Source organism: Idiomarina sp. 28-8, assembly GCF_000320945.2.
GTDB classification, from domain to species: domain Bacteria; phylum Pseudomonadota; class Gammaproteobacteria; order Enterobacterales; family Alteromonadaceae; genus Idiomarina; species Idiomarina loihiensis.
This window is the reverse complement of record NZ_DF266789.1, coordinates 930,646-946,532: the sequence shown is the minus strand read 5'-3', so window position 1 is coordinate 946,532 and position 15,887 is coordinate 930,646. Positions and strand designations below refer to the sequence as shown.

The following is a 15,887-nucleotide window of genomic DNA, read 5'->3' as shown; positions in this document are numbered from 1 at the left end:
TGTTAATGGTCTCGACAAGCTTCGTCAGGGTATTCCAGTTCAATGGTGGTATGAGCTAATTCAAACGCTGCCAGCTGCTGTGATATTTGCTGCTTTAACAGTGCGCGCTCTGAACATTCCAGTTCTTTTGATACCACAATATGCGCGGTTAATACATGACGCTCGCCATCCAACGACCAAAAATGCAAATGATGGGCGTCATCAACCAGTTCCAGCGAGGTCAATTGCTCACGTATTTTCCGGTACACTTCGGGGTCTGGTGAGGCCTGAACAAAGAGCTTAACGGTAGAACCCAAGTGACGAAGAACGTTAACCAGAATGAACAAAGTGAAGCCAATGGAAAGCAGAGGGTCAAGAATAGGCCAGTCGACAAAGATTAAGATAATCGACACGATTAAAACAGCAACCCAGCCCAGAACGTCCTCTAGTAAGTGCCAGTTAAGTACGCGTTCGTTTAACGATTTACCATGAGACAATTTAAACGCCGCATAACCATTCACAATAACGCCGAATACCGCCAGTAACGCCATACCCTCCGCCATTGGCATTACCGGGTTCCATAAACGGGGAATGGCTTCAAATAAAATCCAGATTGAGCCTGCAGTCAGTACAACCGCGTTAATAAAAGCGCCAACCAGAGATAAGCGTTGATAGCCATAGGTAAAGGTCTGCGTGGCATCTTTACGACTGAATTTATCCAGCAACCAGGCCATACCAATAGAAATGCTGTCGCCGAGATCGTGCACCGCGTCAGCTAAAATGGCCGTACTATTGGTTAATATCCCACCGATAAATTCAATAACGGTAAAGCACAGATTAAGGAAAAACGCCCAACCAATTCGCTCCGATGAGCTCTCGTGGTGATGATGGTGATGGTGCATAAAGCTCCTTATTACCAATGTTAGCACCCATTCATCTTAATACTAAGCGAGTCAGAATTCGACATCAGAGATTTACTGTTATAATATAACATTACACTTAAACACAATAACTGAGTTGTCTTGGACCCATGAAATACCAAACAGTTACCTTAAGTTTACTCTCTATCATAAGTATGGGCTCGTTTGCGCAAGAACAGGAGTCTTTCGAACACATTGAAGTCAATTATCGTCAGGCTTACCGCGGAGATGTTCCTGTTTCAGAAATTCCTCAGGCAATTACTACGCTGGACCGCAGCCTGGTGGATGATATTAATATTTCCCGTTTTCGCGATATTTTGCTGTTTTCTCCGTCAATTGCTTTGCAAAACGACGGCGGTAACTTATGGGACAGCTACTCCATGCGCGGGTTTCCGGGCAACGAAAATGTACCTACTGGTTATTTAGTTAATGGTTTCTCCAGTGGTCGCGGATTCGGCGGGCATCGGGACGTTTCCAATATTGAGTACGTAGAAGTTCTGAAAGGCCCGGGCTCTGCACTGTATGGCCGCTCGGACCCGGGAGGGGTAATTAATGTAGTTACTCGTAAACCACAATACGCGCCGGAAGGATACTTAAAGACTTCCCTTGGCAGCGATGACCGCTATCGTCTTGAAGGAGACTACACCAGCGGCCTTAGCGATAGCCTCGCCATGCGGATAAACGGTGCAATACAGGACGACGACAGTTTCCGCGATCATGTCAGCAGCAAGAAAAAGGTTATTAACCCGTCGCTGCGCTGGCAACTGGATAAAGACACCTCCATACTTTATTCGTTTGAGTTCATGCAGCAGGAGCAGTTGTTTGACCGCGGCATTGTCGTTTTAGATAACAACATTAAAACTGTTCCACGAGAACGCTTTCTGGGCGAACCAAGTGATGACCCTACTAAAATCAATTCACAAGGCCACCAGTTAACCTTTGAGCACTATCTGCAAAACGACTGGTTTTTAACCGGTGGTATTAATGCCAGAAGCACAAAGTTGGACGGCTACTCGTCAGATGCCGAGCTATCCGGCTCGCGCCAGAAACTATTTGAAGACGGCCGCACTCTGACACGTCAGCATCGCCGTCGTGACTATGACTCCGATGATTTATCAGTAAGGTTGGAATTAAGCGGTAACACAGAGCTGTTCGGTATGACCCATCACTTATTGATGGGAGCCGACGCATACCGTTATGACTTATACACCTTATTGGCTCGCGCCCGTCCGGAGCCAGGCACTTACGAGCTGGATATTTTTAACCCTCAGTATGGCGCAGCTAAACCAGAACTCCAGACTCAATACATTAACGATGAGAATCAAAAGGGCTTCGGTTTGTACGTGCAGGATCAACTTGAGCTTAATGACCAGTGGCATCTACTGCTGGGTTTAAGGCTGGATCAGTACACACAGGAAACCTTAGAGCTGGTTTCAGGTACGGAATCTGAACAGGATGACAGCCGGGTTAGCCCACGCGTTGCACTGAGCTACTTGCCAACGGATAACTTAACCCTGTATGCCAGTTATTCAGAAGGCTTTGTTCCTATTAGCGGCACCGACTTCGAAGGTCAGGGTTTTGACCCGGAAGAGAGCGACTCAGTAGAGCTGGGCATGAAATATTCCGCTCATGGCTTTCGGTTAAATGCGGCTGTTTTCGATGCCACCAAAACCAACATTCTTACGGATGACCCGGCTCACCCAGGCTATCCAGCCACGCTGGGCGCAGCAACCAGTAGAGGGTTTGAAATAGAAGGGGGCATGTCGCTAGGCAGTTACACCGATTTACAGGTTGCCTACAGCTACATAGACAGTGAAACAAAAAATGATATTACCGTTTACGACTGGGGCGTCAATGTCCCTGCCGGTAGTGACCTGGTAAATATTCCTCAGAATACCTTTAACGCCATGGTTAAACACGACCTCAGACACTGGCAAATTAATGCTGATATAGGGCTTACTGCTCGCTATGTGGATGACCGTTTAGGCGCTACGGTCGATCAGTCGTATCGTCTGCCCAGTTATCAGGTGTTTGATCTGTTCTATACACACCGGTTAACCGACAACACTGAATTACAGATAAACGTTGATAACCTTTTTGACGAGTATTACATGTCGAACGCCTACTCTGCGCTTTGGACAACACCAGGAGCCCCAAGACAGTTTTCAGTGAGCCTGACTTATGAATTCTAAAACTATCACGCAAAGAATTAACAGTATTGATGCGTTGCGTGGGCTGGTCATTATATTGATGTTGCTGGACCACGTACGGGAGAGGTTCTTTTATAATCACCCGGTTGCAGACCCTATGATACTGGAAACTACGGAGCCGGGCTTATTCTGGAGCCGTTTTGCCGCACATTTTTGTGCGCCCATATTTGTGTTTCTAACCGGCCTTTCAGCCTGGTTGTATCAGCAAAAGCATGACGGTTCGCCCAGCGTCGCCCGTGAGTTTTTATGGAAGCGCGGACTGTTCCTGGTGATATTGGAACTTACGGTCATCAACTTTTCATGGTTTGGCGCCTACGAAACACTGTACCTGCAAGTAATATGGGTTATTGGTCTGTGCATGCTCATTCTGGGTGCCTGCGTTAATTTACCGTACCGGCTTCTGTTTGTGTTGGGTCTGCTTATTGTTGCCGGGCATAACGCGCTGGACTTTATCCACCTTAAACCGGGTGAGTGGGGCTATACAGCCTGGACCATTCTTCATGACCGCGGCTATATTTTACAGTCCGACGCATTATCAATACGAGCCAGCTACCCGTTACTGCCGTGGATAGGCGTTATTTTGCTGGGTTATGCGGCCGGACCTTTGTATTCCAAATCCTTCTCATCTGAGCGCAGAGCCTATTGGTTATTAGGGCTAACGACGTTTTGCCTCGCCGGCTTTCTGTTGCTGCGTGGTTTTAATATCTACGGCGAGACACAGGCCTGGTCTCAGCAAGAGAGTTTAGCCGCCACCGCGCGGGCTATATTCAATGTGACCAAGTACCCGCCATCGCTGAATTTTCTGCAAATAACCTTTGCCGGCATGTTTGCCATGCTTTACCTAATGGAGCGCTTACAAGGAAAGTGGACGGAAGTTCTGACCGCTTTCGGTGGCGCACCCATGTTTTTCTACATAGTCCATCTTTACGTTTTATTGCTGCTTTATACTCTGGCTACCGCAGTTTTAGGGGCGCCGGAGGAAGGCTTTATGAGTCTGCCCAACATTTATTGGGTGTGGTTAACCACCATTGTACTGGCCGCCTTACTGTATAAGCCAACGCAAGTGTTTAACCGATACAAACGTCGCAGCAATAAAGCCTGGGTGAAATATTTATGATGGTTAAGGAGAAAGGCATGAGTGACAGACTCGGTATATTTTTCTCTGGCCTGTGTTTTGTTCATTGTCTGGCAACGCCAATACTGCTTATTTTTCTGGGGACAAACTCGTTAGCGAGTGTTCTGGAAACGCCTTTGTTCCACCGGCTATTATTGCTGCCGGTGTTAACCATGGCGATATTTCAGGGGTATTATGCCTGGAAAAACCCGCAGGCGAAGCTCAGTCGGGTACTACTGCCGCTTGGTTGTTTAGCGGTCGTTATCGCCCAGTTTTTTCATGGCCCAATTGAAATCTTACTCACTATTATTGGCTCGCTTACCTTAATTAGTGGTCACTTTTTTCATTTAAAGCACGAGCACTGCGCAGATCAGAACTGACCCGCGCTACTTGTAAGATAAAAGCCCATTCCGCCTAGCAGCCAAAGAACACTGATACCACACAGCCCATTCATAACCTTGTCACCTAAAGACGAACCGCCGCCATGGTCATGATGATGGTGGTGTTCGTGTTCTTTTTGCTTCTGCCGCCAAAGCACAACCATAACCACGCTCAGCAGTAAGAAAATAAGGTTGAGAACAAAACCATAGTCCAACTTAAAGTGCTGTTGTTCTGCCGGAGAGGACCACTGCGACGCATCCGGCAGTAGATCAAACGCCAGTAAACCATAATGCATAGCTAAAGACGCCGCTACCAGGCAGGTAAATAGCATTAAGGTAATATACAGTGCCATTTTCCAGCCATAATAACGCGCATTAATTTTAACAACCGGCAGTACAATTAAGTCGGAGAAAATAAACGCCATAACCCCGGCAAAGGCCACACCTTCACCAAACAAAACGGCCGCTAATGGAATGTTGCCCATAGAACCAATAAAGGTGAAAAATGCAGCCACCGGACCCACTATCGCTTGTTGAAGTAACGACCAGAAACCCGGGTCACCCTCTGTACCCACACCAATAAACAACCATTCAAAAAACGCACTAGGCAAAAAGGCTGAAATAACGCCGGCAACGGTAAAACCAATGAGTACGTCTTGCCAGACCATTTGCCATTCCATTACGTACTTTTGGCCAACTTTCTGCCAGGTATCCTTACTGAAAAGATCCGATAATGTGCTCTCGTGTTGATGTTCGTCGTCCTCTTCGTCTTCTTTTCGCGCATTCTTAATTAGGTTTTTAGGGTTGGTTAGCGTAATAAAGAGCCAGACGAATAGAATTAGCAACAACCCGCCAACGTATTCACCAACTACAAACTGCCAACCAAGGAAAATAGAAATAACAAAACCCAGTTCAATAACCAGATTCGTGGAGGCCAGCATAAACGCCATTGAAGCACTGAACGCAGCCCCTTTGTTAAACAAAGCCCGGGTGGTTGATAGCGCAGCAAAACTGCAGGAACTGGAGATAAAGCCAAAGAAAGTACCCAGCGACACAGACTTAAGATCATTGCCGCCCATAGCCTTGCGCATTCGCCGCTTAGTGATAAGCACTTGGATTAAGCTACTGATTAAATAACCTAATACAAACGCCCACAGCGCCATCCAGAAAAAACCCAGGCTGGTATAGGCCGACTCACCCCATAGCGATAGAAAATTCTCCATGCTGGCTCCTTGGTCTGGTTAAATTATTTTAGAATTCAGCAGATTAAAATAAAAATATGACTACATTCAAAATAGTAGCTTACGTTAAGCCTGTCCAAAATTGATCAAAACGCCTTGTTCCGTGACAGTCTCGTGACGTTTTCTTAAAAGAGCACTTTTGAGCCGCTTTCGTGTAGCCCCTTTTCATTTCCAGTTAAGCTGAGCTTTTAATAAGAGTCTTTGAGTGTTCTTTATAGAAGCGCTGGCGGAAAAACCAGGCGGAACATACCATCAACACGCTACCCAGAAGAGCCGTAAAGTAAGCGCTCTCTAATAGAAAGTTTAGCCAACTTAGCTTTATTTCAAAGAAGTTACGGTACAGCAGTATACCGACGGTTCCCGCATAACCCATAGCATCCGCGATATAAATAAGAAATCCGGCATTAGCTTTGTCGTTTATCATCGATAACATGCGATCGAAAATAAGACAGTTAAAAGGAACATAAGCCAGATAAATCCCAATAGTTAGCGCTATCATCCATGATGAACCTGAAATTCCACCGCTTTGATAGAATAAGCTGCTAACACCTAAGAGAAGAAATCCCCCAATAACCATCAGATGGTTAACCATAAATGCCCGAAAATTGTTTTTAATCCACATTATCGAGCTTAGCAAAAGTAGAACAGTCAATGACGTATACAGCGCAACGGAAGAAAATATTGCGGGTCTGTCGCCATACCCTAGTTCTATCCATATTTCTGCTGCAAAATTGTCACTGAAGTCGCGCATAGCGGTCAGTAATATATAACTGACGACCATGCAGCCCAAACCTATCGAGTATTTCCGCACTAATTGGATCCTATCTTCGGATGTCATTGGCTCCCTTTTATGGCGTTCCTCTTTATCCTGGTGTGTCGGCGGGGGAATCCTGGAAAGAAAATATACGGAAATGAATAACGGGATAGTAAAAATAGCGCCCGTGGCAGCCGGCATCCAGTATTCGCTGACTTGTAAGTCCAGCATCAGGTATTTACCGACGGTTTTTACGACACCAGAAGACACAATGAAACTAATAGATAAAATAGCACCCAAGACTTCCGTGGTTCTTCTTCCCTCTAAGTAACTGAAGACCAGGCCCCAGATTATGCCTAACGGTAAACCGTTAAAGAATAGCGCGACTAGCTTCCAGTTCCCCGGCGCAACGGCAAAAGCCATAAGTGAGCACTGTGCTGCCATTACCAACGTGAGAATGGCAACACTGCGATAATTTGCCGTCATTTCCGATACGACTTTAATACCGACAAACTTGGATAGGGCGTAACCTAATACCTGCGCAATAATTAATGCACTTTTGAAATCGATCCCTGCAACGAACTGAGCCTGTTCGTAGCTTGCCACGGCAAAAGGCTTCCGGAACGCATACATACAAAAATAGGTCGAGAAAGCGGCACTTGAGGCGTAGAGAATAAACCAGAAGGTGTTACTGCGCTTTGTATTCTTAGTGAGAGAAACCATAAGTGCCATTCCTACCATTGTGAGAACGGCCAATATTACGCGCAGAATATGAAGAATTTATGTTACTACCCGACGCTAACCTGATAGCGGGTTAACGGCTACAAATAACCTCCACTTGGGCATTATCGAGTGCAGATTTCAACGGGTCTTCGGGCGGTTTATCACAAACTATCGTATCAATTTGGTCAAAATCGGCCAGATGAACGGAACCAGCCCCACTAAACTTTGAAGAATCGGTCAGTACGACTTTTCGGCGAGCTCTATCAAGAAGTGAACGCTTAAAATTAGCCTCATCAATACTGAAATCAAGTAGCCCTATGTCGGAATGAATACCACCGATAGACAGAAATAGCAGATCGGGTGTGAACTGCCGAGCCTGAATAATAGCTTCCCGCCCGAAAGCGGCCCGGTAATCTGGATCAATTTGTCCACCAGTAAATGCTAACCGCCAATCATCGCGACCAATGACTTCATTTGCTACATCCAGCGAATTTGTCACTACCAGTAACTTCTTAGGTTTGGTCAACATTCTTGAAAACCAGTAACTGGTTGAACCACAGTCAATAAAAACCGTCATCCCATCTTCGACTAATTCGGTAGCTTTCTCTCCAACTTCTTTTTTAGCCGCAGCATTCAAACTTACGCGCCCTTGGTATGGGGGCTCTAGAGTTGAAGTGGAAAGACGAACTCCACCATGCACTTTAACCACTCTGCCGGTAGTTTCTAACTGCCGTATATCACGTCGTATGGTTTCTTCTGACACCTCAAAACGCTGTGAAAGATCGACAACAGACATTGATCTATGAAGCCTAATCAACTCCAACATAGTGATTAAACGCTCAGACATATTCACATCCATCCCCACACGTTTATTGGTTGCGCGCATGTAATTCAATGAGTTAACAAGTTGCTACTTTAGAGCAGAAGTAAATCTTAATCCACTTCCAACATTAAAAACCACATAAACTCACATTATTAATAATTAATACAACAAAATATCACACCACTGTCACATTTTAATTCTATATTGGCCTCGCTCAAAATCATAGCTGGAGGTGAAAGGTCATTTTGGTCCTATTACTTCCACGTTTAGCATACCTGGGGAGATACACATGAACGGCTACAAACGATTTGCACTTTCACCATTAATACTGGCAATAGCCTCAGCATCAGCGATAGCTGATCAGGATAAAGAAGAAACGAGTAAAAAAGACGAACAAATGGAAGAAATCATTGTTGTAGGTAAGAGACAGACTTTCGCCTCAAACACGGTTTCAATGGATATGATTTCACGTCGTCCAGCCAATGCTTCAGTAAACACTGTTGTACAGGAATTACCCGGAGTTATTGTACAGGAAGCTGATACCTTCGGTTCATCTGACTGGATGACTAACATCCGAATGCGAGGCTTTAATACCAATAACGGGCAAATTGGTACAACGCTTGATGGCTTACCAAACGGCGGCTCAAACTACGGCGGCGGTAGTAAAGCGAATAGATTTATTGACGTGCTCGATCTTGAAACCGTGGAAGTCAGTCAGGGAACGGCGGATATCAGCTCGAGATCAAATGAGGCATTAGGTGGAACACTGAATTTCATTACTTCCGATCCATTAATGGAAGAAAACTTAAGCTTACTCTATATGGCAGGCGACCAGGACGCGAGTAAGTACCGTTTCCGTTACGACTCAGGTGAAATTAGTCCAGATACCTACTTCTATCTCAGTGGCTCATCTTCGCAAAATAAGGACGTTTGGGATAATGAAGCTATCACGGAGAAAGATTATCTTACGGGTAAAATCACAACCATTATTGATGGGTTTCATATTACAGGCTTCGCTACCTACAATTCGGCTAATGAAAACGAATATGAATATGTTTCTTTAGAAGATTATTATGAAAACCCTCGTCACGACGGATTACACATGAACTGGACCGGAATTCCTGGTCTTGATGAAAACTATCGCGATGGCTGGCGTGCACTGCGTGATAATTCATTTTATAGTTTTCAGGTCGAAAAAGACTTTGGCAACTTTTCATTCAATACCGCCGTTTATTATCACAGAATGAAAGGCCGTGGTGACTGGATCCCTCCCTACATTACCGATGTCGATGGAGATGGAAACCTGGATAACGAACGCTCCGGTAACACAATTTATGGCGATTACGAGGGTGACGATATCTTTTTCGTTAACGCCGGTACAAATGTACCAGGTACATTGATTGACTCTTGCACTGGTCGATATGGTTTAGACGCTGAAAAAGATCCCAATTGTTATGATGGCAATGTCGAAGGGGTTGGCTCATATCGTACGTCAAATTATGCCAATCATCGTTATGGCATAACGGGGGATGTTTCCTACGACTTTGAAACTGGCAACATACAACATACCTTACGCAGCGGGTTTTGGTATGAAAACTACGATGCCGATGTAACGCGCTCATGGCATTTAGTTGAGAACTCGGCAATTAGCCCGGAATTCAATGAAACCCCTTACTGGATTCAATATAAAACCGAAGCAAACACTAAAGAACTCATGTACTACGCTCAGGAAAAAGCGGTTTTAGGCCCGCTGAGCGCAAGTCTCGGCGTAAAACAATATCAGGTCGATACTACGGTTGATCACTTCTATAACGATGACAGAACGGGTCAATTAGACTCCACTTCAGATCCGTTACTCTACGCAGGGTTAACCTATACAACACCGGTTAATGGTTTAGAGTTATTTGCCGGCTACTCTGAAAACTATAAATCCATTGTTCCTGGTATCATTGATTCCGGTTTATCTAATTCAGAACTGGGTGGCATTGATCCTGAAACGGCGGAGAACATTGAGTTAGGCTTCCGTTATATCAACAATGGCTTTAACGCAGCGGTTACCTTATACGACATTAAATTCGATAACCGAATTGTACAATTGGATACTAGTGTATTGGATGGTATCGATTACAAAGAAGAAGTCGACGGCAGCTATGTGAACGTTGGTGGTCAGAAGAGTCGCGGCGCTGAACTGCTCACCTCATATCAAGTTACCAGCGGCCTGAGAGTTTCTGGGTCTTATACCTATAATGATGCTGAGTACCTTAGTACAGGTGATACCGGTCTTGACCAAGACGCAGAAATTCGGGCTGGGAACCAAGTATACGGCGGACCAAAAACTTTCTTCACCATCGCAGCTGATTATGTCGGTAGCAACATAACGAGTGGAATCTCTCTGCGCCATATTGGGGATAGATTTATCAACTTTGAGAACTCAGCCACCGCGCCTGGGTATGAAGTGGTAGATGCCTACATTGGTACTGATATTCAGGGTGTTTCCTCCAGCATATCGGCTCTTCGCCTGCGTTTGAATGTGAATAACCTGCTCGACGATGAGTATATATCGGCTGTTGGCAGTAACAGTGTTTATCCCGGTTCACCAAGAACGGTGACTTTCTCTGTTAGTGCTGATTTTTAACCAGATGTTAGGTAAGAGGCATTAGATTTCGAAATCTAATGCCTCTTCAAGGAGTTACTTCTATGGTCGATATTAGTCGCCGTCGGTTTCTTTTAGGGGCAGGAGCTGCCAGCGTAATGGCTTCTTTTCCCGCAATATCAAGAGCTTTGGCTATTCCTGCTGCGGTACGTACTGGCACGATAAAAGATATTGAGCACGTGGTTATTCTGATGCAGGAAAATCGGTCTTTTGATCATTACTTCGGTACCTTGTCAGGAGCACGAGGTTTTTCCGACCCTTATCCTGCACCAGCTAAATCGTTTGACCAAATCAAAGACCGTACGATATTCACGCAATTAAACCAAACTGAAATAGGCCCTAAATTTGTCACCCCATTTGCGTTAAATACACGCCAAACATTCGAACATATGCGTGTAGAAGGCACGCCTCATTCCTGGCCAGATGCGCAAGCGGCTTGGGATAACGGGCACATGGATCGTTGGCCAGAAGCAAAAAATCTGCACTCAATGGGTTACTTTGAGCGCGCGGATATGCCATTTCAGTACGCCTTAGCCGATGCCTTTACACTATGCGATGCTTACCATTGTTCTATGCATGCGGGAACCAACTCCAACCGTTTGTTCCTCTGGTCCGGAACCAACGACGGGCAGGCCCAATTTGGTGGGCCGAGTATTGGTAACTCACATGACCGTTTACCTGAAGATGGTGGTGCAGCCATTCCATACACCTGGACAACCTACGTGGAAAGGTTGCAGGAAGCAGGTGTAAATTGGCGTATTTATCAGGATATGTCGGATAATTTTACGGACAATCCGCTTGTCGGGTTTGCTGCGTTTCAAAACTCAGTAGCAGGTAAGCCAGGTTCAAATCCAGAGCTCGCAAAACGAGGGTTAACGACTCAGGCTTTAGACCAGCTGCGAGAAGATATTATGGAAAATAAGTTGCCTTCTGTATCTTATATTATAGCAACAGCGGAAGGTTCCGAGCATCCTGGACCATCTAGCCCGGCACAAGGGGCTGCATATACCTCAGAGGTATTAGACGCTCTAACGGCGAATCCTGAGGTTTGGGCAAAAACAGCATTGTTTATCATGTTTGATGAAAACGACGGATTTTTCGATCACGTACCGCCACCAGCACCGCCTTCAGAAGATCCAGCATCACCCGGCGGATATGCAGGCCATTCTCAGGTGTCTACCCGAGGGGAGTATCATACTCATCGATCCGAAGCGGATGAGTCGTTGGAAGTACAAGACTACATGGGAAGACCCTACGGATTGGGACCACGCGTTCCAGCCTACGTAATTTCTCCCTGGAGTCGGGGCGGCTACATTAACTCGGAAGTTCTCGATCATACTTCGGTTATTCGTTTTCTGGAACAACGTTTCGGTGTTTTAGAACCCAACATTAGCCCCTGGCGACGGGCTGTTTGTGGTGATTTCACAAATGCTTTTGACTTCGTAAATCCAAACAGGGACTTGCCGTTAGCTTTTCCTGACCCCACAGCTGACGCAAAAAGGGCAGCGGCACTGCCAAAAAGAACAACGCCTAAACTTCCGATTCAACAGTCGATGCCTGCCCAGGAACCGGGTATGCGTCCACACCGGCCTAGCCTCTATAAGCTGGATTTAGAGTGGGATGAGCTGCCGGAAACCAATACATTGAAGCTGACCTTCATTAATAAAGGCAAGCACGCTGCTGTATTCCATGTTTACAACCGACTGAATCTGGACTCAATTCCGCACCGATATACTATCGAAGCCAAAAATAAAACGAGCAGAGAGTGGACGCTAATTGAAGATGCTTATGACTTGCAAGTCATGGGGCCAGAAGGTTTTCATCGTCGCTTAGCAGGAAAACATTCTGAAATACAACCCGGAAGAGATATTAGCTTTATCAGTGACGGCAAGTACTGCGGCCTATTGGCTCGTAGTGACGGCTTTACCTACTATCTTGGACAAGACGTTGATACGAAAAAAAGGCTGCCTCAAGGACAGGTCGTTCATATACCGACGGACAGTAATCAACGCTACGATGTCTCAGTGACGAGCACCTCATCTGATTCTTTTCTTAGACAATTTGCCGGCCGCCTGAATCGTTAAGGTGTACTTAAGGACGTACTTTAATAATGACAAAACCAAAGCTTACTGTATTTGACCTTGATGGCACCCTGGTTGATTCAGATAGTGCGCAGGACTGGATGTACTTTTTACGAAAAAACTCTTGGCCTTACAGCAAAGAAGCGACTGAGATTTGCAGCGAAATCATGCAGGATTACAGTAGCGGACGAATGAATATGAAGGATTATATGCAGGCATGGGTTTTACCCATAAAAGGTAAACGGGTTACTGAAATCAGAACTCTGGCTGCCGAATTTGCTGAACACTATATTAAGCCTCGCATTTATACAGAAGGTATGCGTAAAGTCAGGGAGCATCAGAAAGCAGGAGACATTCTTCTGGTTATTTCTGCCAGCCCCACCATTATAGTAGAGCCCATTGCTGCTCTTTTTGGTATTCAGTATGTTATTGGAATCGATATTGAGGTCTCTAGCAATAAGTTCACACAAAACCTAATAGAGCCATTTAGCTTTGGAGAAGGAAAAGTTGCTCTTTTAAAGCAGTGGCAAAAACAGCACGACTTAGAAGACTTACCGTTAGGCTGCATATATAGTGACTCAATTAACGACGTACCATTACTGGATTACGCGCTTAACAGCCATGTTATAAATGGTAACGAACAAATGCGCTCAATTGCGAAAGAAAACGACTGGCATACTCACGAGTGGAGCATATAAGCTCAAAGGTCAGTTCGTTTTCTTGTTTTAATGAAACTGACCTTTGCTTTAAAATTCTATTCGCTGCAGCTCAGAACATTTTCCCCATCCAGGTTAAAACCCTCTTTCCATAAAGCGGATATTCCAACGTCAAGGAAGTAAGAGCAGGCATTACTTTCAAACTCCTGCTGGCTGATTTCACCCTCTGAGCCGTCTTCATAATATTCCTGCACAAACACCGCTTTGTTATTTTTCAGGAAAGTGTCCTCGTAACTCACGCATTCATTTCCGTAGGCATAACACTGTTCGTTTACGGCAAAATCAAAGTCATTAACCAGTTCATTCAGTTGGTCTACATCATTCTTTAAACCAATGCTTAACCCTCGCGAGTGTGCGGCATTGGCTAACCATTTATTGTAATTTAGCTGATCATCGTAAGTGATAATGCCTTTTGTCTCGTCAGTGTTTATATAGCCGTCGACATTGTCGGGTTCAACCGCATCACAACCTGCAGATTGAGCTAAGTCCAGACGCGCTTCCATAATGGGTTTGATGTTTTCATTCAGGACAGCCTCATTGTTTATGTCCAGCCATACTTCACCCGGCCAGTCCGCCATTTCACCGTTGGCAATAACCGCGTCTTCCGAAAATTCAGTCGCATCGGGCCGCCAGTCTTCACGGGTTCCGGCACTAAAATAACAAATAACCCGTTTACCGTTGTCCTTTAATGAACTGATAATACTGTCGTCACCACCCTCGGCACCTTCAAATAAGTCGATATCGAACGCCTCGGCGTCCTTGCTTATATCCAGGTTATCGTAGTTCTCCAGCTGCCAATGCCAGCTTGTTCCTGGCTTGGGTTGCCATATGCCGGATTCTTGGTGATCCGAGCTTTCTGAAGACGAATCAGAGTTACAAGCGGTTAGTTGCGAGCAGGCTAAAACCAATAAACTTGCAGCAAAACAGTTTCGGTAAAACATTGGTGTCATTCCTTAGGTGATCCTTTAGAGATTATCGAGCTTTGCCGGATGGGCGGCAACCTTATTTGAATAACCGACCCTAGAAACTAAGTTTAGGTTCGCGAACCCGCTATCTGGATATTATTTTAAAGGTTAATTAATATACTGGGTGAAAAGTTGATTCAGACACAACGGAATGAGAAGTTTCAGAAGGAGACGCTATGTTAACCAAAGCTTTTTTTGCCCCTTTTTTAACAGCTAGCTTGCTGCTGATATCGGTATCGACGACAGCACAGTCAGTTTCGCAGAAAACCGATATGCTCCCCAATAAATCGAATACACCCGCTTGTAAGCTTCTGACAGAAAAAGACGTTCTGGATCATATTCCCACCAGCGAAGGCGTTCATATAGCAGAAGAAAGAGCTGAGCAAGGTTATTCAACCTGCGTTTGGGTACGAAATGATCTGGATCCTGACTTGGCCACCAAAGAGCCATTTCAGTTGACTGTATCCTGGGACTACCACGACCATGAAAGTGACAACATGGGAGGCTATGTATTAACCCAAGCTCGTCGATTAGGTGAGCCAGTCTTAGGCATTGGCGATGAAGCACACTGGATGCAAGGCGCAATGCCAACACTGGCGGTCTGGTATAAAGAACAAAGCGTGGCTATACAGCTTTTAGGAGGAGAGCCTCAGCGAAAAGGTAGCAAAATTTTAGCCAGCAAAGCATTACGTCGGATAAAAGCCGGTAATATTGCTCAAACGAATTAGAGCTGTTAATCCCCAGGCGTTGACTCGTTGTCACTGCTTCAATAAAGTTATTATCACTAAGGTAAGGAAGTAAAAACCTTTAAGTTTATCTTAAACACAGGAATATGACTGATGAAATCAACAGGAATAATGTTTGCAGCCGCCCTTACTTTAAGTCTCTCCGCTAATGCACAAACACCACCTGAACAGTCGATGGATAAGCCATGGGAATCTTTGTATGAAAACCCAGGTAAAACACCTTATGACAACGACCAGTCTGAGCATGGCAAGCTGCTGCAGGCCCGTTGGAAAAGTTGCTCTGGTATGGTTTTAAAAACCAATATGGTCGCCAAAACAGTGGCTGATCTTAAAGATAACCCGGACGACTACTACGTAACCGAAGAGCAGAACCGCAAACAACTGGAGCGCTTCTTTCCCACGACTTCCGGTACCTACCAGGACGCCATTAACGAAAAAATATTAGCCTTAGGCTATGAACACTGGAAAATGGGCCGAGGCGAAGCCGACAGCTCACCGGAGCTGTCTCAATTAGTATGGGACTGGTGTACTAGTCAGCCAGCCAAAAATTTTAAAGGACTGTGAGTTTCTCGTTTAGTAGCG

At 45.3% G+C, this 15,887-nt stretch carries 13 protein-coding genes; 8 read left to right on the top strand and 5 right to left on the bottom strand.

Annotation, left to right across the window (positions count from 1 at the left end):
- Window positions 1-2: 2 nt before the first annotated feature.
- Window positions 3-881, bottom strand: coding sequence for a cation diffusion facilitator family transporter (locus RJ32_RS04630; protein WP_034819486.1), 879 nt, complete (start codon window positions 879-881; stop codon window positions 3-5).
- 128 nt (window positions 882-1,009) lie between these two features.
- Between RJ32_RS04630 and RJ32_RS04625 the strand changes: the two genes are divergently transcribed.
- The 3 genes from RJ32_RS04625 to RJ32_RS04615 are packed head-to-tail and all read left to right on the top strand — an operon-like array spanning window position 1,010 to window position 4,603.
- The gene (locus RJ32_RS04625) at window positions 1,010-3,091 is read left to right on the top strand and encodes a TonB-dependent siderophore receptor (RefSeq protein ID WP_011235811.1); all 2,082 of its coding nucleotides are present in this window, start codon (window positions 1,010-1,012) and stop codon (window positions 3,089-3,091) included.
- Window positions 3,081-4,226: a DUF1624 domain-containing protein gene (locus RJ32_RS04620; RefSeq protein WP_011235812.1), complete on the top strand. Its 1,146-nt coding sequence runs from the start codon at window positions 3,081-3,083 to the stop codon at window positions 4,224-4,226. The genes RJ32_RS04625 and RJ32_RS04620 overlap by 11 nt, the downstream gene beginning before the upstream one ends.
- A gap of 17 nt (window positions 4,227-4,243) precedes the next feature.
- Window positions 4,244-4,603 (top strand): MerC domain-containing protein, encoded by a 360-nt coding sequence (locus RJ32_RS04615; protein WP_011235813.1) that lies wholly within the window; start codon window positions 4,244-4,246, stop codon window positions 4,601-4,603.
- Here RJ32_RS04615 and RJ32_RS04610 read toward each other — a convergent pair.
- From RJ32_RS04610 to RJ32_RS04600, 3 genes are all read right to left on the bottom strand, one after another.
- On the bottom strand, window positions 4,594-5,826 hold the full coding sequence (locus RJ32_RS04610) for a permease (RefSeq protein ID WP_011235814.1): 1,233 nt from the start codon (window positions 5,824-5,826) through the stop codon (window positions 4,594-4,596). The two genes, RJ32_RS04615 and RJ32_RS04610, sit on opposite strands and share 10 nt — an antisense overlap.
- Window positions 5,827-6,019: 193 nt before the next feature.
- On the bottom strand, window positions 6,020-7,321 hold the full coding sequence (locus RJ32_RS04605; protein WP_011235815.1) for a DUF5690 family protein: 1,302 nt from the start codon (window positions 7,319-7,321) through the stop codon (window positions 6,020-6,022).
- 91 nt (window positions 7,322-7,412) lie between these two features.
- Window positions 7,413-8,168: a DeoR/GlpR family DNA-binding transcription regulator gene (locus RJ32_RS04600; RefSeq protein WP_034819484.1), complete on the bottom strand. Its 756-nt coding sequence runs from the start codon at window positions 8,166-8,168 to the stop codon at window positions 7,413-7,415.
- 265 nt (window positions 8,169-8,433) lie between these two features.
- Between RJ32_RS04600 and RJ32_RS04595 the strand changes: the two genes are divergently transcribed.
- The 3 genes from RJ32_RS04595 to RJ32_RS04585 all read left to right on the top strand — a co-directional run bounded on the left by RJ32_RS04595 (window position 8,434) and on the right by RJ32_RS04585 (window position 13,576).
- Window positions 8,434-10,779 (top strand): TonB-dependent receptor, encoded by a 2,346-nt coding sequence (locus RJ32_RS04595; protein WP_011235817.1) that lies wholly within the window; start codon window positions 8,434-8,436, stop codon window positions 10,777-10,779.
- Window positions 10,780-10,841: 62 nt separating this feature from the next.
- Window positions 10,842-12,881 (top strand): phosphocholine-specific phospholipase C, encoded by a 2,040-nt coding sequence (locus RJ32_RS04590; protein ID WP_011235818.1) that lies wholly within the window; start codon window positions 10,842-10,844, stop codon window positions 12,879-12,881.
- A gap of 26 nt (window positions 12,882-12,907) precedes the next feature.
- The gene (locus RJ32_RS04585; protein ID WP_011235819.1) at window positions 12,908-13,576 is read left to right on the top strand and encodes an HAD family phosphatase; all 669 of its coding nucleotides are present in this window, start codon (window positions 12,908-12,910) and stop codon (window positions 13,574-13,576) included.
- A 56-nt stretch (window positions 13,577-13,632) separates the two neighbouring features.
- On the opposite strand, the gene RJ32_RS04580 is transcribed toward RJ32_RS04585, so the two are convergent.
- Window positions 13,633-14,535 carry a polysaccharide hydrolase gene (locus RJ32_RS04580; protein ID WP_011235820.1) on the bottom strand — a complete coding sequence of 301 codons (903 nt, stop codon included), beginning with the start codon at window positions 14,533-14,535 and terminating at the stop codon, window positions 13,633-13,635.
- Window positions 14,536-14,735: 200 nt separating this feature from the next.
- Here RJ32_RS04580 and RJ32_RS04575 point away from each other — a divergent pair, with 200 nt between their 5' ends.
- Both RJ32_RS04575 and RJ32_RS04570 read left to right on the top strand, forming a co-directional pair.
- Complete coding sequence (locus RJ32_RS04575; protein ID WP_011235821.1) at window positions 14,736-15,287, top strand: hypothetical protein; 552 nt, start codon at window positions 14,736-14,738, stop codon at window positions 15,285-15,287.
- Between the two features lie 111 nt (window positions 15,288-15,398).
- Window positions 15,399-15,869 carry a hypothetical protein gene (locus tag RJ32_RS04570; protein WP_034819481.1) on the top strand — a complete coding sequence of 157 codons (471 nt, stop codon included), beginning with the start codon at window positions 15,399-15,401 and terminating at the stop codon, window positions 15,867-15,869.
- The last annotated feature ends 18 nt before the right edge of the window (window positions 15,870-15,887 follow it).

What these genes read in the sequence shown, in the direction of transcription:
- RJ32_RS04630 (WP_034819486.1), bottom strand. Translation starts at nt 881, where the DNA reads ATGCACCATCACCATCATCACCACGAGAGCTCATCGGAGCGAATTGGT.
- RJ32_RS04625 (WP_011235811.1), top strand. Translation starts at nt 1,010, where the DNA reads ATGAAATACCAAACAGTTACCTTAAGTTTACTCTCTATCATAAGTATG.
- RJ32_RS04620 (WP_011235812.1), top strand. Translation starts at nt 3,081, where the DNA reads ATGAATTCTAAAACTATCACGCAAAGAATTAACAGTATTGATGCGTTG.
- RJ32_RS04615 (WP_011235813.1), top strand. Translation starts at nt 4,244, where the DNA reads ATGAGTGACAGACTCGGTATATTTTTCTCTGGCCTGTGTTTTGTTCAT.
- RJ32_RS04610 (WP_011235814.1), bottom strand. Translation starts at nt 5,826, where the DNA reads ATGGAGAATTTTCTATCGCTATGGGGTGAGTCGGCCTATACCAGCCTG.
- RJ32_RS04605 (WP_011235815.1), bottom strand. Translation starts at nt 7,321, where the DNA reads ATGGTTTCTCTCACTAAGAATACAAAGCGCAGTAACACCTTCTGGTTT.
- RJ32_RS04600 (WP_034819484.1), bottom strand. Translation starts at nt 8,168, where the DNA reads ATGTCTGAGCGTTTAATCACTATGTTGGAGTTGATTAGGCTTCATAGA.
- RJ32_RS04595 (WP_011235817.1), top strand. Translation starts at nt 8,434, where the DNA reads ATGAACGGCTACAAACGATTTGCACTTTCACCATTAATACTGGCAATA.
- RJ32_RS04590 (WP_011235818.1), top strand. Translation starts at nt 10,842, where the DNA reads ATGGTCGATATTAGTCGCCGTCGGTTTCTTTTAGGGGCAGGAGCTGCC.
- RJ32_RS04585 (WP_011235819.1), top strand. Translation starts at nt 12,908, where the DNA reads ATGACAAAACCAAAGCTTACTGTATTTGACCTTGATGGCACCCTGGTT.
- RJ32_RS04580 (WP_011235820.1), bottom strand. Translation starts at nt 14,535, where the DNA reads ATGTTTTACCGAAACTGTTTTGCTGCAAGTTTATTGGTTTTAGCCTGC.
- RJ32_RS04575 (WP_011235821.1), top strand. Translation starts at nt 14,736, where the DNA reads ATGTTAACCAAAGCTTTTTTTGCCCCTTTTTTAACAGCTAGCTTGCTG.
- RJ32_RS04570 (WP_034819481.1), top strand. Translation starts at nt 15,399, where the DNA reads ATGAAATCAACAGGAATAATGTTTGCAGCCGCCCTTACTTTAAGTCTC.